Here is a 25,525-nt window from a genome sequence, read left to right as displayed (position 1 = left end):
ATATACGCATTAAACCCCAGGCAAGTCCTGGGGTTTTGATATTAAAGGTAGACCAACATGAAACTCATAGCTAGAGATAATGTTCTCGATCTTTCCCGCCCGAAAGTGATGGGTATTTTGAATGTTACTCCAGATTCATTTTCTGATGGCGGTGCTCATAATACTTTGGATATGGCCTTACGACATGCTGAAGAGATGGTTCTTGAAGGCGCTGCAATCATTGATGTTGGTGGGGAATCTACCCGTCCGGGGGCTGATGAGGTCAGTGAACAGGAAGAAGTAGATCGGGTTGTTCCTGTTATTGAAGCTTTAGCTCAACGATTTAATATTTGGATTTCTGTTGATACCTCAAAAGCATTGGTTATGAGTGAATCAGCAAAAGCGGGCGCTCATTTGATTAACGATATTCGTTCATTGCAAGAGTTTGGTGCTTTGGAAAGTGCTGCTCAATCTGGCTTACCTGTTTGTTTGATGCACATGAAAGGTCAGCCGAGGACTATGCAGGATGCGCCACATTATGAAAATTTGTTGGGTGAAGTGAAACAATTTTTTACTGAGCAAATTGAACGTTGTATGGTGGCAGGGATAGCGAAAGATAAACTTATTCTTGATCCGGGCTTCGGTTTTGGCAAGGACTTGACGCATAATTATCAATTACTGGCGCATTTAAACGAACTTCATCAATTTGGTTTGCCTGTGTTGGCAGGAATGTCACGTAAGTCCATGATAGGTCAGTTGCTTCATGTTCCACCACAAGAAAGGGTTGCCGGTAGTGTGGCTTGCGCTGTTATTGCTGCTATGCAAGGAGCGCAAATTATCCGGGTACATGACGTTAAAGAGACCGTGCAGGCAATGCGAATTGTTGAAGCAACACTTTCAGTAAAGGAAGAAAAGAAATTATGAGTAACCGCAAATACTTTGGTACTGATGGCATTCGTGGCAAAGTGGGCGATAGCCCAATCACGCCGGATTTTGTGTTAAAGCTCGGTTGGGCGGCGGGTAAGGTATTGGCTCGTCATGGTTCTCGTAAGATCATTATCGGTAAGGATACCCGTATTTCCGGCTATATGCTGGAGTCCTCTTTAGAAGCAGGTTTAGCAGCGGCTGGTTTGTCTGCTTCGTTTACTGGTCCTATGCCAACCCCAGCTGTTGCTTATCTGACTCGTACTTTCCGTGCTGAAGCTGGAATTGTTATTTCTGCTTCTCATAATCCTTATTATGATAATGGTATTAAATTCTTCTCTATTGACGGTAAGAAACTGCCGGATGATGTGGAAGAAGCGATTGAAGCTGAAATGGAAAAACCACTGACTTGCGTGGAGTCCGCAGAGTTAGGACGTGCAAACCGTATTGTTGATGCGGCTGGTCGCTATATTGAATTTTGTAAAGGTACATTTCCAAGCGAACAAAGTCTCAATGGGTTAAAAATTGTTCTTGACTGCGCTAACGGTGCGACTTATCACATTGCTCCAAATGTACTCAGGGAACTAGGGGCTAATGTTGTGACGATTGGCTGTGAGCCGAATGGGATTAATATCAACGAAAAATGCGGTGCTACCGATGTTCAGTTGTTGCAGCAACGTGTTGTAGAAGAGAAGGCCGATGTTGGCCTGGCATTCGATGGTGATGGTGACCGCGTGATTATGGTTGACCACTTGGGGCAGAAGGTTGATGGTGATCAGATCCTTTATATTATTGCCCGCGAAGCCTTGAGACAAGGACAACTGCGTGGTGGCGTTGTGGGCACGCTGATGAGTAATATGGGATTGGAGTTGGCATTGAAACAGCTTGGTATCCCATTCTTGCGTACTAAGGTGGGTGACCGTTATGTGCTGGAAAAATTGCAGGAAGAAGGCTGGCGTTTAGGTGCTGAAAATTCCGGTCATGTTATTCTGCTTGATAAAACAACTACAGGTGATGGTATTGTTGCTGGTCTTCAGATTCTGAGTGCAATGGTGCGTAACCATATGAGCCTGCATGATCTGTGCAGTGGTATGAAACTTTTGCCGCAGGTGCTGGTAAATGTTCGTTTTTCTGGTTCACACGATCCGCTTCAATCAGAAAATGTAATCAGTGTCACCAAATCTGTTGAAGCTGAATTAAATGGCCGTGGACGGGTATTGTTACGTAAGTCGGGCACTGAACCATTGATTCGTGTCATGGTGGAAGGTGAAGATGATGTTCAGGTAACTGCTTTGGCGCATCGCATTGCTGATGCAGTGAAACACGTTGGTTAATTTGTTGTTTTTTTCTTCAAGTGATTCTGATTATTGAAATTAACCTTGCGTATCAGGTGTTGTTTGGTTAGTATTCACACCCACTCAACAGGCGATTAATCTGTTTGGGTGGGTGATGCGGTATAAGGTAACCACGTAAATCGTGGTAAACCCCACGAGGATACAGGTACAACATATGTATGAAGCTCTTTTAGTTGTTTTCTTGCTGGTTGCTATCGGGCTGGTTGCCTTGGTTATGCTACAGCAGGGTAAAGGTGCTGATATGGGTGCTTCCTTTGGTGCGGGTGCGTCTGCAACACTGTTTGGTTCATCGGGTTCCAGTAACTTTATGACCCGTATGACTGCGCTTTTTGCCACTCTGTTTTTTATTATTAGTTTGGTGCTTGGGAACATGACCAGTAATCAAACGGGTATAGGCAGTAAGTGGGAGAATATTGGTGAACCGGCTAAAGTCGAGAAGTCCACAGAAATCCCGGCAGTGCCAGCAGCACCAAATAGTGACATTCCGCAGTAATCGTCACAAAGAAGAATTGAGATGAGGTTGTTGTTTAGTAGATAGCCTTATATCAGTGCCGAGGTGGTGAAATTGGTAGACACGCTACCTTGAGGTGGTAGTGCCCACACTAGGGCTTACGGGTTCAAGTCCCGTCCTCGGTACCATTAAATTCAGATAGCTTGCGTTTTGGCAGTTATCAGCGTAGTATTTGCCACGTTTTCGAACGCGGGATGGAGCAGCATGGTAGCTCGTCGGGCTCATAACCCGAAGGTCGTCGGTTCAAATCCGGCTCCCGCAACCACTTCTTAATAAGATGTACCTTTTTCGAATGAAATAATTCAGCAATATTTAACATATTGATCCTGATTTGAAAGGTGCGCGAAGTGAGTGGTTTAAGTCACTGGCAGCAAATAGGGTCCAGTTGCATAAAGCCCCGAATTTCGGGGTTTTTTGTTATTTGACAACAGAACTACTGGGCTAATGAGCCCTTTTTTTATGTCTTGGGGGTGGGTTTGTCCACATTAGAACAAAAATTAACAGCGATGATTTCAGCACCAGTTGAAGCTTTAGGCTTTGAATTAGTCGGCTTGGAGTTTATTCGTGCGCGTGTTTCTACACTGCGGATCTATATTGATAGTGAGAATGGTATCACTGTTGATGATTGTGCTGATGTTAGCCACCAGGTCAGTGCGGTATTGGATGTCGAAGATCCTATCTCGGTGCTTTATAACCTGGAAATTTCTTCACCTGGTCTAGAACGTCCATTGTTCACTGCTGAACATTACCAGCGTTTTATTGGTGAAGAAATCAGTCTGGTTTTACGTATTGCAATGCAAAACCGTCGGAAATGGCTGGGCATTATCAAAACTGTCGACGGCGAAATGATCACGGTTACGGTGGATGGAAAAGATGAAGTGTTCGCACTGAGCAACATCCAGAAAGCGAACCTGGTACCCCACTTTTAAAGTTCGGATGAGGCAACTAGGATGAATAAAGAAATTCTGGCTGTTGTGGAAGCGGTTTCTAATGAAAAATCCCTTCCACGCGAAAAAATCTTCGAGGCGCTGGAAACAGCACTGGCCACAGCCACCAAGAAAAAATATGAACAAGATATTGATGTTCGTGTCAGTATAGATCGTAAATCTGGCGATTTTGACACCTTCCGCCGTTGGTTAGTTGTTGAAGAAGTGACTCAGCCGACTCGTGAAATTACGTTGGAAGCGGCTAGATTCGAAGAGCCTGAAATTGATTTGGGTAGTTATACCGAAGATCAAATTGAATCAGTCACATTTGACCGGATTACAACGCAGACTGCTAAACAGGTTATCGTACAGAAAGTCCGTGAAGCTGAACGGGCCATGGTTGTTGACCAGTTTCGCGAACAACAAGGTGAGATCATCACCAGTGTCGTTAAGAAAGTAAATCGTGAAAATATCACTCTTGATCTGGGCAATAATGCTGAAGCAGTTATCCTTCGCGAAGACATGTTACCAAGGGAAAATTTCCGTCCAGGTGACCGCGTGCGTGGTGTACTGTATGATGTTCGCCCTGAAGCACGAGGAGCGCAACTGTTTGTCAGCCGTTCCCGTCCGGAAATGCTGGTTGAACTGTTTCGTATTGAGGTTCCGGAAATTGGTGAGGAGCTTATCGAGATTAAAGCTGCTGCCCGTGATCCGGGTTCCCGCGCTAAAATCGCAGTAAAAACTAATGATAAGCGTATCGATCCGGTTGGTGCTTGTGTCGGTATGCGTGGGGCGCGAGTACAGGCTGTTTCCAGTGAACTGGGCGGCGAACGAATTGATATCGTATTGTGGGATGATAACCCAGCTCAATTCGTCATTAATGCTATGGCTCCGGCTGATGTTGCATCCATTGTGGTTGACGAAGACAAATGCACGATGGATGTTGCCGTTGAAAGCAACAACTTGGCTCAGGCTATTGGCCGTAATGGTCAAAATGTGCGTCTGGCTGCGCAGTTGCTGAAAAAACACCGTGGTGATGACAAATGGGAATTAAATGTCATGACTGCTGAGGAGCTGCAAGCAAAACATCAGGCAGAAGCTCACGCTTCTATTAATACATTCACTAAGCATCTCGATATTGATGAAGAGTTCGCTACTGTTCTGGTCGAAGAGGGTTTTTCAACTCTGGAAGAACTGGCTTATGTGCCAATTAAAGAGCTTCTGGAAATTGACGGCCTTGATGAGGAAACTATCGAAGTCCTGCGTGAACGTGCAAAAGCTGCTTTAACTACTTTGGAACTGGCTCAGAAAGAGAGTCTCAGTGATAAGCAACCAACTGAAGAGTTGTTAAATCTGACTGGTATGAACCGCACTCTGGCATTTGACCTAGCTGCCCGTGGCATCTGTACGCTGGAAGATCTTGCCGAGCAGGGTATCGACGACCTATCGGATATTGAAAGTTTGAGTGATGAGCAAGCAGGAGAGTTCATCATGGCTGCTCGCAATATCTGTTGGTTTGGTGATGATGCGTAATAAACTGTAGCAGGAAGGAACAGCATGACAGATGTAACCGTAAAATCACTGGCAGAAGAGATCCAGACTTCGGTTGATCGCCTGGTACAGCAATTTGCTGATGCAGGGATTAGAAAAACCGAAACTGATTTTGTCTCCCAGAAAGAAAAAGAAGCTTTACTGGCGCATTTGAACCGCGAACAAGGCGGTTCAGCTGGTAAACCAGATAAATTAACATTACAGCGTAAAACACGTAGTACATTGAGTGTTTCAGGCACCGATGGAAAAAGCAAACCGGTAGCCGTCGAGGTCCGCAAAAAGCGCACATATGTAAACCGCGATGCAGTTGAACAGGCTAAAGCGGAAGAACAGGCGAAGCGTGAAGCGGAAGAGCAAGCACGGTGCGAAGCAGAAGAAAAAGCGCAACGCGAAGCCGAAGCAGCAGCGAAGAAACTCGCTGAAGAGCAGGCTAAACGTGAGGCAGAAGAAATAGCCGAACGTGAGGCAGCTGAAAAAGCTAAGCGCCAGGCAGCGGAAAATGAAAAAGTGACCAATCAACATACCGAACATAGACAAAAACCAGCTCAAAATGAGAAAGCGCGTCGAGAAGCAGAAGCTGCTGATCTTAAGCGTAAAGCCGAAGAAGAAATGCGCCGTAAGGTAGAAGAGGAAGCTAAACGCGTAGCTGAAGAGGCTCGCCGTATGGCTGAGGAGAATCAGGATAAATGGTCAAATGATTCAGATTCCAGCGATAATAATGAAGATTATCATGTCACTACCTCTCGCCACGCCCGTGCTGCGGAAGACGAAAACGATGCTAAAGTTGAAGGTGATCGCCGTGCTCGTACCCGCAGCAGTAAAACTACTCGCCAGAAGAAAAATAATAAACATTCTGAATCCAAAGCGGATCGTGAAGAAGCCCGTGCAGTTGGCCGTACAAAAGGCAAACAACGTAAAACCAGTACATTGCAACAGAGCTTCAACAAGCCTGTAGCTGCTGTTAACCGTGACGTTGTCATTGGTGAAACTATTACTGTTGCTGAGCTGGCTAATAAGATGGCGGTTAAAGGCTCTCAGGTCATCAAAGCCATGATGAAAATGGGCGCAATGGCAACCATCAACCAGGTGATTGATCAGGAAACTGCACAACTGGTTGCTGAGGAAATGGGTCATAAAGTCATCCTGCGTCGTGAGAACGAACTGGAAGAAGCGCTGATGAGTGACCGCGATACCGGTGAAGCTGTAGCTGAATCTCGTGCGCCGGTTGTGACTATCATGGGTCACGTTGACCACGGTAAAACTTCTCTGTTGGATTACATTCGTTCTACGAAGGTGGCTTCTGGTGAGGCGGGCGGTATTACCCAGCATATCGGTGCTTACCATGTTGAAACTGAAAGTGGCATGATTACTTTCCTGGATACTCCAGGACACGCTGCATTTACTTCAATGCGTGCGCGTGGGGCGAAAGCTACTGACATCGTGGTTCTGGTTGTTGCTGCCGATGATGGTGTAATGCCTCAGACTATCGAAGCTATCCAGCACGCGAAAGCAGCGAATGTTCCTGTGGTTGTTGCAGTTAACAAAATCGATAAACCAGAAGCTGATCCAGATCGCGTGAAAACCGAGCTTTCTCAGCACGGTGTTCAGCCTGAGGAGTGGGGTGGTGAAACTCAGTTTATCAATGTATCTGCTAAAGCTGGTATCGGAATTGATGAACTGCTGGACGCAATCTTGCTACAGGCTGAAGTCCTTGAACTGAATGCTGTTTATTCTGGTATGGCAAGCGGCGTTGTTATCGAATCGTTCTTGGATAAAGGTCGTGGCCCGGTGGCGACAGTACTGGTTCAGGAAGGTACGTTGAACAAAGGCGATATCGTACTTTGTGGCTTTGAATATGGACGCGTTCGTGCGATGCGTGACGAACTGGGTCGTGAAGTGTTTTCCGCAGGTCCCTCTATTCCAGTGGAAATCCTTGGCCTGTCCAACGTGCCGGCAGCTGGTGATGAAGCAACGGTTGTACGTGACGAGAAGAAAGCCCGTGAAGTGGCTCTGTATCGTCAGGGTAAATTCCGTGAAGTCAAACTGGCTCGTCAGCAGAAATCTAAACTGGAAAACATGTTTGCTAATATGGAAGAAGGTGAAGTTTCTGAACTGAATATCGTTCTGAAATCTGACGTTCAAGGGTCATGTGAAGCAATCCGTGAAGCACTGGAGCAACTGTCTACCAATGAAGTGAAGGTGAAAATCATCGGTTCTGGTGTAGGCGGTATTACTGAAACTGACGCTACATTGGCTGCTGCTTCTAACGCAATTATTCTGGGTTTCAACGTTCGTGCCGATGCTTCTGCACGCCGTGTCGTTGAAAATGAAAGCCTGGATCTGCGTTATTACTCCGTTATCTATAGCCTGATTGATGAAGTTAAACAGGCAATGAGTGGTATGCTGGCACCTGAATATAAACAGCAGATCATGGGCTTGGCAGAGGTTCGTGATGTGTTTAAATCACCGAAATTCGGTGCGATTGCAGGTTGTATGGTGACTGAAGGGACCATTAAGCGTAATAACCCAATCCGCGTACTGCGTGATAACGTGGTGATTTACGAAGGTGAACTGGAATCCCTGCGCCGCTTTAAAGATGACGTTAACGAAGTCCGTAACGGTATGGAATGTGGTATCGGCGTTAAGAACTACAACGACGTTCGTGTCGGCGATATGATAGAAGTATTTGAAATTATTGAAATTAAACGTTCTATCGCTTAATTCCTACCGCTGGTTAATTTCATTGTTGGGGGGCTTATGCCCCCCAAATGTCAGGAGATATAACAATGGCAAGAGAATTCAGCCGTACTCAGCGCGTTGCACAGGAAATGCAAAAAGAGATTGCCATCATTTTACAGAGAGAAGTAAAAGATCCTCGGATCGGTATGGCGACTGTTTCTGGCGTTGAAGTTTCCCGTGATTTGGTTTATGCCAAAGTATTTGTTACCTTTCTGAATGTATTGACTGAAGAACATGATTCCGATGTGGTGAAAAACGGTATTAAGGCATTGAATGAAGCTTCTGGTTTTATTCGTTCTCTGCTGGGTAAGGCAATGCGTTTGCGTGTCGTACCAGAACTGACTTTCTCCTATGATAATTCCCTGGTCGAGGGGATGCGGATGTCCAATCTGGTCACTAATGTTGTGAAGAATGATGAGCAGCGCCGGGCTTCTGTGGATCACAAAGAGGAGAAGTAATGGGGCGTCGTCGTCGCGGTCGTGATATACATGGCGTGTTGTTACTGGATAAGCCGCAGGATATTTCTTCTAATGATGCGTTGCAAAAAGTAAAACGCATTTTCAACGCCAACAAAGCGGGTCACACTGGCGCGTTGGATCCACTGGCAACGGGTATGCTGCCGGTTTGTCTCGGTGAAGCTACGAAGTTTTCCCAGTTCTTACTTGATTCTGATAAGCGTTATCGGGTGATAGCCCGTCTTGGTCAGCGTACTGACACATCTGATTCACACGGGCAGATCATCAGTGAAAGAGCAATCCGGCTAGATCCGGTTCAGCTTAATGAAGCTTTGGCTAAATTCCGCGGTGATACCATGCAAATTCCTTCGATGTATTCTGCACTGAAACATCAGGGGAAACCACTGTATGAATATGCCCGTCAAGGTATTGAAGTAGAACGGGAAGCACGGCCAATTACGGTCTATGAATTACAGTTTATCCGCTGGGAAGATGATGAACTGGAATTGGAAATACACTGTTCGAAAGGAACTTATATTCGCACTATTATTGATGACTTAGGCGAATTATTAGGTTGTGGTGCTCACGTTATTTATTTACGTCGTTTACAGGTAGCGAATTATCCAAATGATCGAATGGTTACGCTTGAGCAATTATATGAGTTGCAAAAGCAGGCTGAAGATCGGGAAATACCTGTAGACGAATTAATTGATTTGTTGTTATTACCAATGGATAGTGCAGTTGCTCATTTCCCAGAGGTTAATTTACTTCCGGTAGTTGCGGCTTATTTTAAACAAGGTCAGGCGGTACGAAGTGCTAAATCTCTGGCTCTGGTTGAGAGTATGGTGCGCGTAACTGAGGGTGATGAACGTAAATTCATTGGCATTGCTGTTATCAATGATGATGGGCTTATTGCTCCTCGCCGTTTGGTTGTTGAAAACCAGGATTAGGGTATTTGGGGCTATCTTGCGCTTAACTTGTTTGCAGCGTAGAATGGCGCAGCTATATGTTGGGTGGCTGAATTAGAGATCGGCACCTGTAATTTTAATTTATGTATTTTTGGAGTTGTAATATGTCTCTAAGTACTGAAGCAAAAGCGCAAATTATTGCTGAATTTGGTCGTGATGCAAATGACAGTGGTTCTAGTGAAGTGCAGATTGCTCTGCTGACCGCACAAATTAACCACTTGCAAGGCCATTTTTCAGAGCACAAAAAAGATCACCATAGCCGTCGTGGTCTGCTGCGCATGGTTTCTCAGCGTCGTAAATTGCTGGACTATCTGAAGCGTAAGAATGTAACAAGTTACACTGCGCTGATTGGGCGTCTTGGCTTACGTCGCTAATCAAGCAAGTTTCAGTGGAAAGGGGCCATTATGGCCCCTTTTCTTCTGAGAAGTCATCATATGTAACAGCATAAGAATACTGATGATGATTTTGGGGTAAGGCTCTTCGGTTACAGAGGTTCGCGCGGCTAATGAGAGTGCTTAAAAGAGTGAGCGCTGTCATTAGTCGCGAGGATGTGGCATGAAGAGATCATTCATTGTTGTCTGCTGAATATCAAAGACAACGTTAACGAAAGGATATTATTTTGCTGAATCCGATTGTTCGTAAATTTCAATATGGTCAACACACCGTTACTATCGAAACGGGTATGATGGCTCGCCAGGCCACGGCTGCTGTCATGGTCAATATGGATGACACTGCTGTATTCGTCACTGTTGTTGGTCAGAAAAAAGTAAAAGCTGGTCAGGGTTTCTTCCCGCTGACTGTTAACTATCAGGAGCGTACTTACGCCGCAGGCCGTATCCCAGGCAGCTTCTTCCGTCGTGAAGGTCGCCCAGGAGAAGGCGAAACGCTGGTAGCCCGTTTGATTGATCGCCCTTTGCGTCCTCTGTTTCCGGAAGGTTTCCTGAACGAGGTTCAGATTGTAGCCACTGTTGTTTCTGTCAATCCACAAATTAACCCAGATATCGTTGCAATGATTGGTGCTTCTGCTGCGCTGGCATTGTCTGGTATTCCATTCAATGGTCCGATTGGCGCTGCCCGCGTTGGTTATATTAATGATCAATATGTGCTGAACCCAACCAGTGATGAGCTAAAAAACAGCCGTTTGGATCTGGTGGTTTCAGGTACTGCCGGTGCTGTTTTGATGGTGGAATCTGAAGCAGATCTGCTGGCTGAAGAACAAATGCTGGGTGCGGTAGTGTTCGGTCATGATCAACAACAAGTGGTTATTGATAACATCAATGCGTTGGTTGCGGAAGCGGGCAAAGAGAAGTGGGATTGGGTGCCAGAATCTGTTAATCAGGCGTTGCATGATCGTGTAGCTGAATTAGCAGAAAGCCGTCTGGGTGATGCTTACCGTATCACTGAGAAACAGGAGCGTTATGCTCAGGTTGATGCTATCAAAGATGAAGTTACAGCAGCGCTGTTAGAACAGGACGAAACTTTGGAAGAAGCGGAAATCCATGAAATTCTGGGCAGCTTAGAGAAAAATGTTGTTCGTAGTCGTGTCTTACGCGGTGAACCACGTATTGATGGCCGTGAAAAAGATATGGTCCGTGCGTTGGACGTACGTACTGGTGTTCTGCCTCGTACTCACGGTTCTGCATTGTTTACCCGTGGTGAAACCCAGGCTCTGGTTACTGCGACTCTGGGGACAGAACGTGATGCACAGATCATTGATGAGCTGATGGGCGAACGTACAGATCGCTTCTTGCTGCACTATAATTTCCCTCCATATTCTGTTGGCGAAACAGGTATGATGGGTTCACCAAAACGTCGTGAAATTGGTCATGGCCGTTTGGCTAAACGTGGTGTATTGGCAGTTATGCCAAAAGCTAACGAGTTCCCATACACAGTTCGTGTAGTTTCTGAAATTACAGAATCTAACGGTTCATCTTCAATGGCATCTGTTTGTGGCGCATCTCTTGCGTTGATGGATGCAGGTGTGCCGATTAAAGCCGCTGTTGCTGGTATTGCAATGGGCCTGGTGAAAGAAGGTGATAACTTTGTTGTTCTGTCTGATATTTTGGGTGATGAAGATCATCTGGGTGACATGGACTTTAAAGTAGCGGGTAGCTGTGAAGGTGTCAGTGCGTTGCAAATGGATATCAAAATTGAAGGTATCACTCGTGAAATTATGCAAGTTGCTTTGAATCAGGCAAAAGGTGCGCGTTTGCATATCCTGAGCGTAATGGAACAGGCAATTAACAGCCCACGTAATGATATTTCTGAATTTGCGCCACGTATTCACACTATCAAGATCAACCCTGATAAGATCAAGGATGTTATCGGTAAAGGTGGTTCGGTTATCCGTGCATTGACTGAAGAAACCGGGACTACCATTGAGATTGAAGATGATGGCACAGTGAAAATTGCTGCAACTGATAGCGAAAAAGCGAAACATGCAATCAGTCGTATTGAAGAAATTACCGCAGAGATCGAAGTTAGCCGTATTTACGCTGGTAAGGTAACTCGTATCGTTGATTTCGGCGCATTTGTTGCTATTGGTGGTGGTAAAGAAGGTCTGGTACATATTTCTCAGATTGCTGATAAGCGCGTTGAGAAAGTGGCTGACTATTTGCAGGTTGGTCAGGAAGTATCAGTTAAAGTACTGGAAATTGATCGCCAGGGCCGTGTTCGCCTGAGCATCAAAGAAGCGACAGCCGGCACCGCAGTTGAGGAAGCACAACCAGCACCACAATCAGCAGAATAAATTTGATGTCATAAACGGTGTCTTGTAAAAAAGCGCCGTTTAACAGACTCAGGGCAGGAGGCCCAATAAATGCAATAGGTGATAGGGCATTCTTAATCAATGTCTGACTTTCGGGAGTAGGAAATGAATTTTTTTCTGCGCTGGTGTTATGCTGTAGCAATACTTATTTTGGCAGGATGCAGCAGCAGTAAGGATTGGCGTAAAAACGAAGTCTTTGCTATTCCATTACAACCTTCATTGCAGCAGGAAGTTATTCTGGCCCGTATGGAACAGATTCTTGCGAGTCGATCATTGACAGAAGATGAGTACGCACAGCTTTTATATGAGAGGGGTGTGCTGTATGATAGTCTCGGGCTAAGAGCCTTGGCACGGAATGATTTTTCTATTGCCTTGTCTATTCGGCCTAATATTCCAGAGATTTTTAATTATCTGGGAATTTACTTTACGCAGGCTGGCAATTTTGATGCCGCCTATGAAGCGTTTGATTCTGTATTAGAGCTTGATCCAACTTACAATTACGCGCGTCTGAACCGCGGCATCGCATTGTATTACGGTGGCCGGTATAAGTTAGCGCAGGATGATCTGCAGGCGTTTTATCAAGACGATCCAAATGATCCCTTCCGTTCGTTATGGTTATACCTGGTGGAAAAAGAATTTTATCCTAAAGGAGCGATGGTAAACTTGTCGCAACACTATGAAAGAGCGAACCGGGGGCAATGGGGCTGGAATATAGTTGAATTCTATTTAGGCAAAATCAGTGAATATACATTGATGGATCGCCTGAAAGAGAATGCAACAGATAACACTTCGCTCGCTGAGCATCTCAGTGAAACTGACTTCTATTTAGGTAAACATTACCTAAGTCTGGGGGACAAGGATAGCGCATCTGCGTTATTCAAGCTGACGGTGGCTAACAATGCACATAACTTTGTTGAGCACCGCTATGCATTGTTGGAATTGGCGCTGTTAGGCCAGGAACAAGACGACCTATCAGAATCGGACCAGCAATAGCTGACGAACATTTCGAGATCGATTTGCAAAGTCCATCATCTTGACCGATGAGGGCTTGTTTGTTCGTTTAATTACATACTTTGAGCCAGTTCACATTTTAAATGAAAATGACCGAAATTTTTTTCAATGCGTTATGTAGACTGGCCGCCATAACTAATGAGGCACCATTACATGACCACTGAAACTGAAATCTCCTTTGCTGATCTGGGTTTATCAGCACCTATTCTTTCTGCACTGGAAGATCTTGGCTATGAAAAGCCATCTCCAATCCAGCAACAATGTATCCCCCATTTATTAAATGGTCGTGATGTGCTGGGTATGGCACAGACCGGTAGTGGTAAAACGGCGGCATTCAGCCTGCCTTTATTGCATAACATCAATGCTGAACTGAAAGCTCCGCAGATCCTTGTGTTGGCACCGACCCGTGAACTGGCGGTACAGGTAGCTGAAGCGTGCGCGGACTTTTCTAAACATATGCGTAATGTGAATGTTGTTGCACTGTATGGTGGGCAACGTTATGACGTTCAGTTACGTGCTTTGCGCCAAGGTCCACAAATTGTTGTAGGTACACCTGGGCGTCTTCTGGATCACCTGAAGCGTGGTACTTTGGATCTTTCTAACCTGAGCGGTTTGGTTTTGGATGAAGCAGACGAAATGCTGCGCATGGGCTTCATTGAAGATGTTGAAAACATCATGAGCCAGATCCCCGCAGAGCACCAAACTGCGCTGTTCTCTGCAACGATGCCGGAAGCTATCCGCCGCATCACTCGTCGTTTCATGAACGATCCTCAGGAAGTGCGTATTCAGGCGAGTGTAACAACCCGTCCTGACATCAGCCAGAGCTACTGGTCTGTTTACGGTATGCGTAAAAATGAAGCGCTGGTGCGTTTCTTGGAAGCTGAAGATTTTGATGCTGCGATTATTTTCGTGCGTACCAAAAATGCAACGCTGGAAGTGGCAGAAGCACTGGAGCGTAGTGGTTACAATAGTGCGGCCCTGAACGGTGATATGAACCAGGCACTGCGTGAGCAGACACTGGAACGTCTGAAAGATGGTCGTTTGGATATTCTGATAGCAACGGATGTTGCAGCGCGTGGTCTGGATGTTGAGCGTATCAGTTTGGTCGTTAACTATGATATTCCAATGGATGCGGAATCTTATGTTCACCGTATTGGTCGTACAGGTCGTGCGGGACGTGCGGGACGTGCATTACTGTTTGTAGAAAACCGTGAACGCCGCCTGTTACGTAACGTTGAACGTACAATGAAGTTGACTATCCCTGAAGTTGAACTGCCGAATACTGAATTGCTGAGTCAGCGCCGTCTGGAAAAATTCGCGGCCAATGTGCAACAACAGCTGGAAAGCAGCGATCTGGAGCAGTACCGTGCTCTGTTGTCCAAATTGCAACCTGCGGAAGATTTGGATATAGAAACTCTGGCAGCGGCATTGTTGAAAATGGCACAAGGTGAGCGTCCGTTGATTTTGCCACCAGACCCAGTTCGCCGTCCTCGTCGTGAGTTTAACGAGCGTGATGATCGTCGCCGTAATAGTTTCGATGATCGTGGTGAGCGAGGTGAACAACGTGGTGATCGTCCTCGCCGTGAGCGCCGTGATGTTGGTGAAATGGAGCTGTACCGTATTGAAGTGGGTCGTGATGATGGTGTCGAAGTTCGTCATATCGTTGGTGCGATTGCTAACGAAGGCGATATCAGCAGCCGTTATATTGGTAACATTAAACTGTTTGCAACTCATTCTACAATTGAGCTGCCAAAAGGTATGCCAGGCGACTTGTTGTCTCATTTTACCCGTACTCGTATTCTGAATAAACCAATGAATATGCAGTTAATGGGTGATGCGCAACCATCTGAACGTCGTGAACGCCGTGGTGGCCCACGTAATGGTAACAGTAATGGCAATGCTCCTCGCCGTGATCGTGAGAATGTCAACGGTGGTGCCCGTCGTTTCAGCAGTGAACGCCGTAGTGGAGAAGGCCGTGGTGGTGAAAGTCGCGGTGAAGGCCAAAGCCGTAGCAATTTCCGTGGTCGTAGCGATGAGAATGGTTCATCTGCTCCACGCCGTCGTTATAACAATAGCAACGCGCAGTAATTAACTGATATTTGAATGATAAAACGGCTCCTTTTTACAGGAGCCGTTTTTGTTGCCAATGCACTTCAATCTACCGAGTGTTTCAATTATGTTATGTTCAGTCTTCTTGGGGAATTTTTACTTTTAGTTATCATTGTATTCGTTACTTTCTTAATCGAGTCAATGTAGTCATAACTATTCTTTAAGAACACTCATTATGTGAATCTACCAAGTAGTTCAATATTTGACAAGAATCATAAACCATTACACTATTATAAAGACTTATTCTTTCCGTCAGTGATTATACGCACAAATATAGAAGAAATTTTCTACAGAATAATGTGAAGATGCTATTAGTTTCAGGTTGAGCAATTTTGGGTGTGTAAGACATAATGAAAAAAAGAACACTTTTTACGATCTTACTGGTTATCTTGCTCACAGCAATGGCTGTGTTATTTCGTTCTCATAACCAATATTTATTGTTGCAAGGTGAAGTTGATGCGCCGGAAGTGATTGTGGCATCTAAAGCTAAAGGCCGGGTGATCGAGCGCCACGTCGAGCGGGGAGATGATGTCAAAACCGGTCAACTGCTGATCACACTTGAAAGCCCTGAATTACTGGCTCAAGTCGCTTCATTGGAAGCTGTCCGTGATCAGGCTAAAGCCCAGTTAGAGCAATCTCTGCATGGTACGCGTGAAGAAAGTATCCGGAATCTGGAAGCGGGTTTGGCACAGGCCCAGGCTGAATATGATAATGCGGTACGTGAATATAACCGTATTCAGAACATTGCGTCTAAAGGCTATGTTTCACGAAATGAATTGGATAACGCCCGCAGAAGCAGGGATGTTTCCTATCAAAAAATGCAGGGCGCAAAAGCCGCGTTAGATGAAGGTATGCATGGTGACAGAATTGAGCTACGCCAGAAATATGCGGCGGCTCTGCGTCAGGCTGAACAGCAACTTATTGAGTTACAAACCCAGAAGGATGATTTACAGGTTAAAGCGCCAGCCGAGGGTGAAGTTGGGCCGATTCCAGCAGAAGTGGGTGAATTATTTAATGCCAACAGCCCGCTGGTGACATTAGTTCGTGTCTCGGAAGCCTATTTTATTTATAACTTGCGGGAAGATATTCTGGCGAAAGTGCGCAAAGGGGATAAAGTCAAACTCCGTGTTCCTGCGCTGGGTGATAAAGAGATCGAAGCAGAAATACGTTATATCGCCCCGATGGGAGATTACGCAACCAAACGCGCGACTCGTGCGACCGGTGATTTTGACCTGAGAACCTTTGAAGTTCGTTTGTTCCCCTTACAGCCGGTTGAAGGTTTACGCCCTGGTATGAGCGCCTTGTGGCGTTGGGATAAATAGGTGACTTGCTGATGAGGGGCAAGGTTGTATGGCGTGGGTTCGAACGCGCTTTTAGTCAAGAGATTCGGGCTACGATCCGCAGCCCGGTTTTTCACTGGCTAAGTTGGTTATTCCCTTTGATGCTATTTGTGCTAATCAGCGCTAACTTTTCAGAAGGGACGCTGCTCAATCTGCCAGTATCAGTAGTGGATAATGATCATAGCCCGTTGTCACGTAGTTTGATCCGTAATCTGGATGGCGCTTCTCATGCACAGATTAAATCCTACGATGGCGGATTGCATGAATCTCTTGAACGGCTTGGCAACGCTAAGGATTACTCTCTGCTTTATATCCCGAATGATTTTGAGGCTGATGCTCTCCGGGGGCACCAGCCAACCGTTCGTATGTATTACAACGCATTGTTTTATGGTGCCGGAAGTTATTCTATTCAGGATTTCAGTGGAGTAATGGCGGAGATCAATGCGAAATACCGTTCCATACTGGCAACGGAGATGGGGCACCAGTTACCTCCGTTAGCCAATGTCACACTCGCTTATGACAGTCTTTTCAATGCCAGTGGTAGTTACATCTATTATCAGCAGTTTGCGGCCACTATCCATTTGTTACAGCTTTTTGTTGTAACTTGCACGATTTACAGTATGTCCCGCAGCAGTACGCTGATGACAATGAAACCGTTTACCTTCGCCTTGTTGGGAAAACTGGCGCCTTATACCCTATTTTTTACTCTGTTGTTAATTGTGGAGTTGGCGGCGCTGATTGGGGTATTTGATGCAAAAGTGAACGGTAATCCAATATATATGGTGGTAGTAGGTTTCTTCTATGTGATTGCCGCTCAAAGCATTGGTCTGTTGCTATTTACTTTCACCAATAGCGCATTAACAGCTTATAGCCTTATTGGGGTGTTGGTAAGTATCGCGATGACATTTTCAGGTATGTCAGTACCCGAATTATCCATGATATTGCCGGCGAGGATAATTGCCAATCTTGAGCCTTTGACCCATGCCTTGAATGCAATGTTTGATATTTTTCTGCGTGAGGTTTCTTTACTGGGTATTTTATCTGTTTGTGCTTCGTTACTGATCTATCCACTCGTTTGTTCCCTGCTAGTGCGTAACCGGTTATTGAAACGGCTTAGACTGCCGCAAGGCGGTGAATGATGCAGATGTACTGGCAGACCTTTCGCCGGGTGTTAATGGGAATGCTGGAAAAACCCATGTGGATGTTGATGCTGGCTTCCCTGTGTCTGATGAGTTTAGTGTATGTCCGGCCAACAGTATGGGATCTGCCCGTTGCCGTGATCGATCAGGATCACAGCTTCGCCAGTCGTGCTCTGATACGTCAGCTTAATTCCACGGCTAAAATTGCGGTCCACAGCTATGACAATCTGGCTGATGCCCGTCACGATCTGCTATTACGTGAAATTTTTGCGATCATCATCATACCGGCGGATCTGGAGAAAAATATCCTTAATGGAAAAAATATCACCTTTCCGATTTATGGAGATGCAACGAGTCGTCTTGCCAATGGACAAATTCAGCAAGAGTTGACCTCTGCCCACCGGCAATTGCTGAGTGAATATAACAGCAAATTACTACTGAAATATGGTTTCAGTCCTGAACAAGTAAAGCTATTACTGATGCCAATTCGTAGTGAAACTGTTGGGTTGTTCAACCCAGGTGTTAGCTTTGCTGCAATTACCTTTCCTGGTTTGTTGGTGATGTTGTTGCAACACTCTTTGCTAATATCTTGTGTGCGAGTCAGTATTACGATGCGCAGTACACCGAAAGGTAAACCCCCATTACCCGTCTATTTAGGTGCATTGTCGGCGCTATTACCCATCTGGCTTTTTCTCTCTCTCATATTTTTTGTTCTTTGGCCGTGGGTATTGGGATACCGTCAGGAAGCGTCTATTCCTCTGTTATTAATGCTGACTTTTCTGTTTATGTTGTCAGTGTTTGGATTGGGGAAGCTGGTGACAGAATGCATGCGCAGTGTAGAAATGATCTATTTGACGCTCGCCCTTAGCACAACGCCTGTGTTCTATATTTCCGGCACAATCTGGCCGATACAGGCGATGCCTGATTGGGTGAGGGCAATCTCTTCTGCCTTACCATCCACTTGGGCGACAAAAGCGATTGCAGGTGTTAACCAGATGGGGCTGCCATTACAGAATGTATTGGGAGATATTGCCATGATGCTGATCCTTGGCGTGGTTTATACGCTGCTGGGGATTCTGATTGGGAAGGTGCGCAGTGGTGAATTTAGCAAAAATCGCCGTAAACCTTCATCCAGTGCGGGAGGGGATATAAGGCGAGAAACCCGATAGGAGCAGGTAAAAAACTCGGTACTGTACTGATATTGGAAGAGAAAACATCAGGAAAAACGGATTTTAAATTTATTAATTTTGGTTATAAACAAAACCAAGCTTAAAAAACACGTTAGCTTTCTATTCGATGCTATTAATCACGAAGTATTGAAAGCACGATTAATCGCATTAAAAAAATTTTTAAGTAAAAGATGTTACATGGTTGAAAAAGACTTTCGAAAAGAGAGATAAATCGTTAAAGAAAACCAGGAAGCTTTTTGATTAATCGGATTAATAGAAAGAAAAGGATAAAAACGTTTAGCAGTATTAAAAACGATTGAAGAAATAGGCTTTGATTTTAATATCATTGGAATATATTTTTACCCTCTCTGGTTTTAAACCTGGAAAATTAAATAAAGGAAAAAATTCAGTATCAGTTTAATGGAAGCAGTAAAATTTAAATATGAGTCAGAAAACGGAAAAAACGATTGGATTTACAAAAAAACGGCACAATGAAAACCATTCATTAAATAAATGTTTAATTAAAAAATAAGAAAACCCTCAGAGTGATAGTAGCTCATAAACCCCTTTTCATTGGCGATGCATTCTCCTCTTATGTTACATTTATTTAACCTATCATAATCATTTGAAAACGAAAATACAGAGGAGATTAACACTTTGATATAAAAGTTGGATTAAACTCAATAAACATATTTTTCAAATGGACAGTGAATTGTATTTAATCGAAGTCCATTAATTATTAATAGAAAGTTGAAAAGAAATCAGCGGGAAAAAGAATATTATCTGAATAGATTGAGATTAATGTGTTTTCTCACTATTATTTTATGGAGACAATCATAAAAAGCAGTACAATAAAAAGGGATAAAACGGTTAATTTGGCAGGATTTAAGCCCTAAGAAAGGGATTGATTATCCGAAAAAACATAAAGGGATTTATTTATTAATTCAGGCAGCCAGGTCAGGGTAGGATTTCACTTATTGAAAAAACTCTGTGACGGGTCGGGTTAGAAGACAATCACACCGCTTTGCATGTTGTCAGTGTTTATGATATCGATGCTGGCGTTGTTCTTTACCAAAAAGCGGTCAACAGCCGGGGAAAAGAAGGTGAAATGAAAAATAAGCAAAGTGGAATCCCGCCCTGAGGGCAAGATAACGCTGAACTAACTGGCACTCTAAGGGAAAGTGGTTATAGAAGTCGTTGGGTAAAACCCGACAGTAGCCACAGTCCACTGTCGGGTTCGAGCTGTTCACATAGAAAGTCCAGCCAGGCCATAATCAGATAGTGGGGCTTCATAGAAATTTTTTGCGTCACTAGGGGTTGTTGATGTTTTTCGGGGGATTATTAGACAGCATGATGATTTGATATAATTACTTTCGCCAAAAAACAACCAGACCTCACCATCATGCCGAGAACAATGTTAACAGATCTCTACTGGAATAAGCTATCCGCATTCATGCAACACACCGGTTGGATTTATGATAAACCTGAACACCGTTTGACCTTGGAAGGCATTATTTATCGGATGAGAACAAGCATCCCCTGGCGCGATTTACCCACAGAATTCGGCAAATGGAATACGGTCTTTTCGCGTTTCAACGCTTGGTCAAAGAGAGGTATTTTACAGATTATTTTCAAAGGGTTATCTGCGATTGCAGATACAGAGTGGTTGTTCATTGATGGGACTATCGTTCGGGCTCATCAACATAGTGCTGGAGCTGCTTCAGATAACGACGAGGCGATAGGCAAAAGTCGTGGTGGACGTTCAACCAAGATCCATTTAGCGGTAGACAGCGGAGGCTTGCCCGTTCATTTTGAACTTTCGGGGGGGCAGGTTCATGACAGTGTTCACGCAGAAAGCCTTATTTCCAAGTCTCCCACTTCCGAAGCAGTTATTGCTGATAAAGGATATGACAGTCAGCGTTTCAGGATGTTTATTAAACAACGGGATGCGACTCCAGTGCTCCCTTATCGTAAAAATAGTCGAAAAACAGACCAGGGTATTGATAAGTGCTTATACCGTTATCGCCATTTAGTCGAGAATGCTATTGCTCGAATTAAGCATTTTCGAGCAATAGCAACGAGATACGATAAACTTGAACGGAATTATACCAGTATGGTGGCACTCGCATTCATCATTGTCTGGTTGCCGATGTGGGTTGATTGAATAATGACTTTAAAACATCAACAGCCCCTAATATCCCAGCTAGAAAGCTGATTCTTTTTCTGATTAAGAATACCCTCTTCCACTTTGGCAATATTTTCCGGTGAATATTTTTTTAACCCTTTCAACTCATGACGATGAAAACGCAGCTGAGTGCCAAACTCTTCGCGGAAGCGCCGGTAGCAGGCCAGAATGCGTTGCTTTTTCTCCAGCGTGTAGCCCTGTTTAAAAAACAGGGTTATTGAGATACCCAGGCGGGAAACAGTCAGTCCATCGCCATTGATAAAAAGAAAAGCGGTCAGTTTTGATCTCAGTTGGGCAAAGTAATCTACAGTTTCCATCATTTTCTCCGTGAATTATGAGGCGGTGGCGAATGTTACACCCGCCAATATAGTCAGGACAGCCGCTAATGCTGCGGCGGCGGCAGCTAAAATTCTCACCAGTACAATCAGCGCCGCAGCGACGGCAAGGGTGACGAGGATAACAACAGCAACTTCGGCAATAATCACAACCACTTCCAGCATCTCTTTTTCATCGACTGTTTCTCACCCTTTACTCATTCCTGTTTTCTGCTTCTCGTATCAGATGCCATACCGTTGTTCCCGGCTCCGCGCCCTGAATATCAAAGGCAGTCGCACCCTGAACAAAGAAATACTGTTTGTCAGGCTGGCTGTCGGTTCGCCAGAATCCGCTGACCAGCATCGGTTCACCGCTTCTCACCGGGGTTACATGCAGAGGGCCCCGGTCATAGCGGGCATACCAAGCCAAGGTGGAAATATCATCGAAATGACCCGCCCCATAAAAATGCAGTGAATGACCTTCCCGGGGGATCACCCGTATCGGACGTATCAACTGGTTAATGGCGAAATAACTCTCCGGGACACTGCCCGGCAGCGGTGTCAGATCTAGGTATTGACCCGCCCGTATCATCAGACCCTTGGAGTAAGGACTAATGACCACATCTGGGTAACGAGCCAGTGTTTTGCGTATCCAGACTTCTCCGCCCAGACGTCCTACAAAGCGTTTAGACAGCAGGGTGATCCAGTTAATGCCACGGATGGAATGTCCGTACTGTAATTTGGCTGTATGCACTGCGGAGTTCACTTGCAGGGAAGGGTAACGTTGCGCCAGTTGGTGCTCTAAAGGAAAGTAGTCATAGTAATCTTTGGGCAGGACCAGACAATAGCCACAGTCTCCACTGTCGGGTTCGAGCTGTTCACATAGAAAATCCAACCATGCCATAAAACGAGTCATGCCCTCTGGTTCCTTTAGATAATCCCAGGGCAGCACCAGACTCAGGTAGGAGCTATCATCGTCCCCATTACTTTCTCGGGAATCCAGGTAACGCATCAGATAATTAGGTGCCTCATCTTCATTTTTGGCATCACTGACCACCCAACTAGAAAACTGGTTTTTTTTCTGATTAAGAATACCTTCTTCCACTTTGGCAATATTTTCCGGTGAATATTTTTTTAACCCTTTCAGCTCATGACGGTGAAAACGCAGGTGGGTACCAAATTCTTCGCGGAAGCGCCGGTAGCAGGCCAGAATGCGTTGCTTTTTCTCCAGCGTGTAGCCCTGTTTAAAAAACAGGGTTATTGAGATACCCAGGCGGGAAACAGTCAGTCCATCGCCATTGATAAAAAGAAAAGCGGTCAGTTGTGATCTCAACTGGTCAAAGTAATCTACAGTTTCCATCATTTTCTCCGTGAATTATGAGGCGGTGGCGAATGTTACACCCGCCAATATAGTCAGGACAGCCGCTAATGCTGCGGCGGCGGCAGCTAAAATTCTCACCAGTACAATCAGCGCCGCAGCGACGGCAAGGGTGACGAGGATAACAACAGCAACTTCGGCAATAATCACAACCACTTCCAGCATCTCTTTTTCATCGACTGTTTCTCACCCTTTACTCATTCCTGTTTTCTGCTTCTCGTATCAGATGCCATACCGTTGTTCCCGGCTCCGCGCCCTGAATATCAAAGGCAGTCGCGCCCTGAACAAAGAAATACTGTTTGTCAGGCTGGCTGTCGGTTCGCCAGAATCCGCTGACCAGCATCGGTTCGCCGCTTCTCACTGGGGTTACATGCAGAGGGCCCCGGTCATAGCGGGCATACCAAGCCAAGGTGGAAGTTGAATTAAAATGACCGGCCCCATAAAAATGCAGTGAATGACCTTCCCGGGGGATCACCCGTATCGGACGTATCAACTGGTTAATGGCGAAATAACTCTCCGGGACACTGCCCGGCAGCGGTGTCAGATCTGGGTATTGACCTGCCCGTATCATCAGACCCTTGGAGTAAGGACTAATGACCACATCTGGGTAACGAGCCAGTGTTTTGCGTATCCAGACTTCTCCGCCCAGACGTCCTACAAAGCGTTTAGACAGCAGGGTGATCCAGTTAATGCCACGGATGGAATGTCCGTACTGTAATTTGGCTGTATGCACTGCGGAGTTCACTTGCAGGGAAGGGTAACGTTGCGCCAGTTGGTGCTCTAAAGGAAAGTAGTCATAGTAATCTTTGGGCAGGACCAGACAGTAGCCACAGTCTCCACTGTCGGGTTCGAGCTGTTCACATAGAAAATTCAGCCACGCCATAAAACGAGTCATGCCCTCTGGTTCCTTTAGATAATCCCAGGGCAGCACCAGACTCAGGTAGGAGCTACTATCGTCACCATCATCCTCATCGGAATCCAGGTAACGCATCAGATAATTAGGTGCTTCATCTTCATTTTTAGCATTACTAACGACCCAGCCACAGAGCTGGTTTTTTCTCCTGGAGAGAATGCCTTCTTCTATCTTAATAATATTTTCCGGTGAATATTTGCTTAACCTTTTCAATGAATGGCTATGAAAACGCAGCTGAGTGCCAAACTCTTCGCGAAAGCGCCGGTAGCAGGCCAGAATGCGTTGCTTTTTCTCCAGCGTGTAGCCCTGTTTAAAAAACAGGGTTATTGAGATACCCAGGCGAGAAACAGTCAGTCCATCGCCATTGATAAAAAGAAAAGCGGTCAGTTGTGATCTCAACTGGTCAAAGTAATCTACAGTTTCCATCATTTTCTCCGTGAATTATGAGGCGGTGGCGAATGTTACACCCGCCAATATAGTCAGGACAGCCGCTAATGCTGCGGCACTGGCTGCGGCTAAAATTTTCACCAGTACAATCAGCGCCGCAGCGACGGCAAGGGTGACGAGGATAACAACGGCAACTTCGGCAATAATCACAATCACTTCCAGCATCTCTTCACCCACCTTTTTCAATATTTGCATCCAGCTAATATTTTTGAGGTCTTCCAGGGTGATATCTGAGCCCTGTTGTACGGTTTGCCACCGGGCTTTTATCTCACTCTCCGTCCAGGTCACGATTTTTCCCGTTTGTTCACTGACCCAGGAAAAAGCGTAACTGGCCTGATGGGTTATTGGGTCAATAATCTCGTTACATACCCACTTGCCGGTTTCACTGAACCATGCTCCAAACTGGGCAAGGCGTTCACGGGTACTGTTACGGACATAATCTAACCCCTGTTCTGTCAAGCCGGCTACCTCCTGCCCGAGGACAACCCAGTCTTCATAGCTGGGTAGAAACGACCAGCGGGAAGTGCTGAGAAGCGGTGGATTTTTTGTCAGGGGTTGCGGAATAGTGCCTGGCACGCCCTCTTCAGGAGGTGAGGGTAAGGTGTCATCATCAGGAGGTGAACCGGGCGGCAGGGGGGCCAGTGGTATGGGATTTTTATAGTGCTGGGAGCCGGGTTGGTAATGTTTTCGCCATGCTTCATCGTACTGTTTTTGCTCCTCGGTGCGATTATCGCTGATACGCATTACACCAAAGCGGTCTTCGGTCGCAATCTGGATATAATCTATTTCTTGATCTTCGGCAAGTTTATCCCCCGGAAATTTCACCTCAATTAACATTTTTAGATTATCAGGGTGCACAGAACCATCGAAGTAGGTGGCATTTCTGCCCGGCCAGCGGAGAGCTTTATCTTTAACCAAAATAATATCGGGGCGCCGAATACGCTTAACGCTAAACTTCTTCGTATCGTCGGCAGAAGGCCGGGCAAATGGATTGCTGGATTGCGGTAAATTACCGCTATAACGCTGTTTAGAGGCCAGACTGGTCGCCAGCATGGGCAAAGGAACATCTTTAGGCCCTCGGATAGCAAACACCACTTCCGCTTTATAGGGCCACAGAAAGTCATGTTTGAGTTCCTCAATCTTAATCAATCCACTCATAATGACTTGATTAAGAAAGCGAATAGCACCCAGCCGGGTGATAATCATTGCCGGCAGACGCAGGGCGTATTCGGCTTTTCTCGCCAGATAACAGGGATCTTCATCGGCGGGAAAGATGCCTATTTCCATCGTACAGTTAATTGAGGTGACTGTCGGGCACATCTTGCCGCTGTTGGATATTGTCATA

At 45.5% G+C, this 25,525-nt stretch carries 22 protein-coding genes, 2 tRNA genes and 2 pseudogenes; 19 read left to right on the top strand and 7 right to left on the bottom strand.

Going from position 1 to position 25,525, the window contains the following annotated elements:
• Nucleotides 1-57: 57 nt before the first annotated feature.
• The 18 genes from folP to ACUN2T_RS23620 all read left to right on the top strand — a co-directional run bounded on the left by folP (nt 58) and on the right by ACUN2T_RS23620 (nt 18,943).
• Complete coding sequence (folP, locus tag ACUN2T_RS23705) at nt 58-903, top strand: dihydropteroate synthase (protein WP_445495333.1); 846 nt, start codon at nt 58-60, stop codon at nt 901-903.
• Nucleotides 900-2,237 (top strand): phosphoglucosamine mutase, encoded by a 1,338-nt coding sequence (gene glmM / locus ACUN2T_RS23700; protein WP_445495332.1) that lies wholly within the window; start codon nt 900-902, stop codon nt 2,235-2,237. The genes folP and glmM overlap by 4 nt, the downstream gene beginning before the upstream one ends.
• 175 nt (nt 2,238-2,412) lie before the next feature.
• The gene (gene secG / locus ACUN2T_RS23695; protein ID WP_445495331.1) at nt 2,413-2,751 is read left to right on the top strand and encodes a preprotein translocase subunit SecG; all 339 of its coding nucleotides are present in this window, start codon (nt 2,413-2,415) and stop codon (nt 2,749-2,751) included.
• A 57-nt stretch (nt 2,752-2,808) separates the two neighbouring features.
• A tRNA-Leu gene (locus ACUN2T_RS23690) sits at nt 2,809-2,897 on the top strand.
• Nucleotides 2,898-2,957: 60 nt separating this feature from the next.
• Nucleotides 2,958-3,034 (top strand) — tRNA-Met (locus ACUN2T_RS23685).
• Between the two features lie 211 nt (nt 3,035-3,245).
• Nucleotides 3,246-3,698, top strand: coding sequence for a ribosome maturation factor RimP (rimP, locus tag ACUN2T_RS23680; protein WP_445495330.1), 453 nt, complete (start codon nt 3,246-3,248; stop codon nt 3,696-3,698).
• Between the two features lie 21 nt (nt 3,699-3,719).
• Complete coding sequence (gene nusA, locus ACUN2T_RS23675) at nt 3,720-5,228, top strand: transcription termination factor NusA (RefSeq protein WP_445495329.1); 1,509 nt, start codon at nt 3,720-3,722, stop codon at nt 5,226-5,228.
• A gap of 24 nt (nt 5,229-5,252) precedes the next feature.
• On the top strand, nt 5,253-7,967 hold the full coding sequence (infB, locus tag ACUN2T_RS23670) for a translation initiation factor IF-2 (RefSeq protein ID WP_445495328.1): 2,715 nt from the start codon (nt 5,253-5,255) through the stop codon (nt 7,965-7,967).
• A 65-nt stretch (nt 7,968-8,032) separates the two neighbouring features.
• A complete protein-coding gene (gene rbfA / locus ACUN2T_RS23665) occupies nt 8,033-8,443 on the top strand; it encodes a 30S ribosome-binding factor RbfA (protein ID WP_445495327.1) in 411 nt (136 codons plus the stop codon).
• Nucleotides 8,443-9,390 carry a tRNA pseudouridine(55) synthase TruB gene (truB, locus tag ACUN2T_RS23660; protein WP_445495326.1) on the top strand — a complete coding sequence of 316 codons (948 nt, stop codon included), beginning with the start codon at nt 8,443-8,445 and terminating at the stop codon, nt 9,388-9,390. Before rbfA ends, truB begins: the two co-directional genes overlap by 1 nt.
• 122 nt (nt 9,391-9,512) lie before the next feature.
• Nucleotides 9,513-9,782, top strand: coding sequence for a 30S ribosomal protein S15 (gene rpsO, locus ACUN2T_RS23655; RefSeq protein ID WP_015836102.1), 270 nt, complete (start codon nt 9,513-9,515; stop codon nt 9,780-9,782).
• A gap of 245 nt (nt 9,783-10,027) precedes the next feature.
• The gene (pnp, locus tag ACUN2T_RS23650) at nt 10,028-12,157 is read left to right on the top strand and encodes a polyribonucleotide nucleotidyltransferase (protein WP_445495325.1); all 2,130 of its coding nucleotides are present in this window, start codon (nt 10,028-10,030) and stop codon (nt 12,155-12,157) included.
• A 123-nt stretch (nt 12,158-12,280) separates the two neighbouring features.
• The gene (gene nlpI, locus ACUN2T_RS23645; RefSeq protein WP_445495324.1) at nt 12,281-13,168 is read left to right on the top strand and encodes a lipoprotein NlpI; all 888 of its coding nucleotides are present in this window, start codon (nt 12,281-12,283) and stop codon (nt 13,166-13,168) included.
• 101 nt (nt 13,169-13,269) lie between these two features.
• Nucleotides 13,270-13,350: a protein YrbN gene (gene yrbN, locus ACUN2T_RS23640; RefSeq protein WP_110742800.1), complete on the top strand. Its 81-nt coding sequence runs from the start codon at nt 13,270-13,272 to the stop codon at nt 13,348-13,350.
• On the top strand, nt 13,340-15,274 hold the full coding sequence (locus ACUN2T_RS23635) for a DEAD/DEAH family ATP-dependent RNA helicase (RefSeq protein WP_445495323.1): 1,935 nt from the start codon (nt 13,340-13,342) through the stop codon (nt 15,272-15,274). Before yrbN ends, ACUN2T_RS23635 begins: the two co-directional genes overlap by 11 nt.
• 371 nt (nt 15,275-15,645) lie before the next feature.
• Nucleotides 15,646-16,617 (top strand): HlyD family secretion protein, encoded by a 972-nt coding sequence (locus tag ACUN2T_RS23630; protein ID WP_445495322.1) that lies wholly within the window; start codon nt 15,646-15,648, stop codon nt 16,615-16,617.
• An 11-nt stretch (nt 16,618-16,628) separates the two neighbouring features.
• Nucleotides 16,629-17,774 carry an ABC transporter permease gene (locus ACUN2T_RS23625; protein WP_445495321.1) on the top strand — a complete coding sequence of 382 codons (1,146 nt, stop codon included), beginning with the start codon at nt 16,629-16,631 and terminating at the stop codon, nt 17,772-17,774.
• Nucleotides 17,774-18,943 carry an ABC transporter permease gene (locus tag ACUN2T_RS23620; protein ID WP_445497969.1) on the top strand — a complete coding sequence of 390 codons (1,170 nt, stop codon included), beginning with the start codon at nt 17,774-17,776 and terminating at the stop codon, nt 18,941-18,943. Before ACUN2T_RS23625 ends, ACUN2T_RS23620 begins: the two co-directional genes overlap by 1 nt.
• Nucleotides 18,944-20,079: 1,136 nt before the next feature.
• Here ACUN2T_RS23620 and ACUN2T_RS23615 read toward each other — a convergent pair.
• Nucleotides 20,080-20,215 (bottom strand): annotated as a pseudogene (locus tag ACUN2T_RS23615) (type VI immunity family protein); the annotation flags it as partial.
• Between the two features lie 130 nt (nt 20,216-20,345).
• On the opposite strand from ACUN2T_RS23615, the gene ACUN2T_RS23610 reads away from it, so the two are divergent.
• Nucleotides 20,346-21,107: an IS5 family transposase gene (locus ACUN2T_RS23610; RefSeq protein WP_445494372.1), complete on the top strand. Its 762-nt coding sequence runs from the start codon at nt 20,346-20,348 to the stop codon at nt 21,105-21,107.
• Nucleotides 21,108-21,142: 35 nt separating this feature from the next.
• On the opposite strand, the pseudogene ACUN2T_RS23605 reads toward ACUN2T_RS23610, so the two are convergent.
• The 6 genes and pseudogenes from ACUN2T_RS23605 to ACUN2T_RS23580 form a co-directional block, all read right to left on the bottom strand.
• Nucleotides 21,143-21,445 (bottom strand): annotated as a pseudogene (locus ACUN2T_RS23605) (hypothetical protein); the annotation flags it as partial.
• 15 nt (nt 21,446-21,460) lie between these two features.
• Entirely contained in the window at nt 21,461-21,628 is a 168-nt protein-coding gene (locus ACUN2T_RS23600) for a hypothetical protein (protein WP_445495320.1), read from the bottom strand.
• Nucleotides 21,629-21,656: 28 nt separating this feature from the next.
• Entirely contained in the window at nt 21,657-22,802 is a 1,146-nt protein-coding gene (locus ACUN2T_RS23595) for a DUF3396 domain-containing protein (protein WP_445497968.1), read from the bottom strand.
• A gap of 15 nt (nt 22,803-22,817) precedes the next feature.
• Complete coding sequence (locus ACUN2T_RS23590) at nt 22,818-22,985, bottom strand: hypothetical protein (protein WP_445495320.1); 168 nt, start codon at nt 22,983-22,985, stop codon at nt 22,818-22,820.
• A 28-nt stretch (nt 22,986-23,013) separates the two neighbouring features.
• Nucleotides 23,014-24,159 carry a DUF3396 domain-containing protein gene (locus ACUN2T_RS23585; protein ID WP_445497967.1) on the bottom strand — a complete coding sequence of 382 codons (1,146 nt, stop codon included), beginning with the start codon at nt 24,157-24,159 and terminating at the stop codon, nt 23,014-23,016.
• A gap of 15 nt (nt 24,160-24,174) precedes the next feature.
• Nucleotides 24,175-25,524, bottom strand: a complete 1,350-nt coding sequence (locus ACUN2T_RS23580) for a VRR-NUC domain-containing protein (RefSeq protein ID WP_445495319.1) — start codon at nt 25,522-25,524, stop codon at nt 24,175-24,177.
• Nucleotide 25,525: the final 1 nt, after the last annotated feature.

This window comes from Photorhabdus machadonis (assembly GCF_052657765.1).
The sequence above is the reverse complement of the archived record's forward strand: the minus strand, read 5'-3'. Positions and strand labels throughout refer to the sequence as shown.

Bases quoted from the DNA above. Each gene is read 5' to 3' on its own strand.
- folP (WP_445495333.1), top strand. From the start codon at position 58: ATGAAACTCATAGCTAGAGATAATGTTCTCGATCTTTCCCGCCCGAAA.
- glmM (WP_445495332.1), top strand. From the start codon at position 900: ATGAGTAACCGCAAATACTTTGGTACTGATGGCATTCGTGGCAAAGTG.
- secG (WP_445495331.1), top strand. From the start codon at position 2,413: ATGTATGAAGCTCTTTTAGTTGTTTTCTTGCTGGTTGCTATCGGGCTG.
- nusA (WP_445495329.1), top strand. From the start codon at position 3,720: ATGAATAAAGAAATTCTGGCTGTTGTGGAAGCGGTTTCTAATGAAAAA.
- infB (WP_445495328.1), top strand. From the start codon at position 5,253: ATGACAGATGTAACCGTAAAATCACTGGCAGAAGAGATCCAGACTTCG.
- rbfA (WP_445495327.1), top strand. From the start codon at position 8,033: ATGGCAAGAGAATTCAGCCGTACTCAGCGCGTTGCACAGGAAATGCAA.
- truB (WP_445495326.1), top strand. From the start codon at position 8,443: ATGGGGCGTCGTCGTCGCGGTCGTGATATACATGGCGTGTTGTTACTG.
- rpsO (WP_015836102.1), top strand. From the start codon at position 9,513: ATGTCTCTAAGTACTGAAGCAAAAGCGCAAATTATTGCTGAATTTGGT.
- nlpI (WP_445495324.1), top strand. From the start codon at position 12,281: ATGAATTTTTTTCTGCGCTGGTGTTATGCTGTAGCAATACTTATTTTG.
- yrbN (WP_110742800.1), top strand. From the start codon at position 13,270: ATGAAAATGACCGAAATTTTTTTCAATGCGTTATGTAGACTGGCCGCC.
- ACUN2T_RS23635 (WP_445495323.1), top strand. From the start codon at position 13,340: ATGACCACTGAAACTGAAATCTCCTTTGCTGATCTGGGTTTATCAGCA.
- ACUN2T_RS23630 (WP_445495322.1), top strand. From the start codon at position 15,646: ATGAAAAAAAGAACACTTTTTACGATCTTACTGGTTATCTTGCTCACA.
- ACUN2T_RS23625 (WP_445495321.1), top strand. From the start codon at position 16,629: ATGAGGGGCAAGGTTGTATGGCGTGGGTTCGAACGCGCTTTTAGTCAA.
- ACUN2T_RS23620 (WP_445497969.1), top strand. From the start codon at position 17,774: ATGCAGATGTACTGGCAGACCTTTCGCCGGGTGTTAATGGGAATGCTG.
- ACUN2T_RS23610 (WP_445494372.1), top strand. From the start codon at position 20,346: ATGCCGAGAACAATGTTAACAGATCTCTACTGGAATAAGCTATCCGCA.
- ACUN2T_RS23600 (WP_445495320.1), bottom strand. From the start codon at position 21,628: ATGCTGGAAGTGGTTGTGATTATTGCCGAAGTTGCTGTTGTTATCCTC.
- ACUN2T_RS23595 (WP_445497968.1), bottom strand. From the start codon at position 22,802: ATGGAAACTGTAGATTACTTTGACCAGTTGAGATCACAACTGACCGCT.
- ACUN2T_RS23590 (WP_445495320.1), bottom strand. From the start codon at position 22,985: ATGCTGGAAGTGGTTGTGATTATTGCCGAAGTTGCTGTTGTTATCCTC.
- ACUN2T_RS23585 (WP_445497967.1), bottom strand. From the start codon at position 24,159: ATGGAAACTGTAGATTACTTTGACCAGTTGAGATCACAACTGACCGCT.
- ACUN2T_RS23580 (WP_445495319.1), bottom strand. From the start codon at position 25,524: ATGACAATATCCAACAGCGGCAAGATGTGCCCGACAGTCACCTCAATT.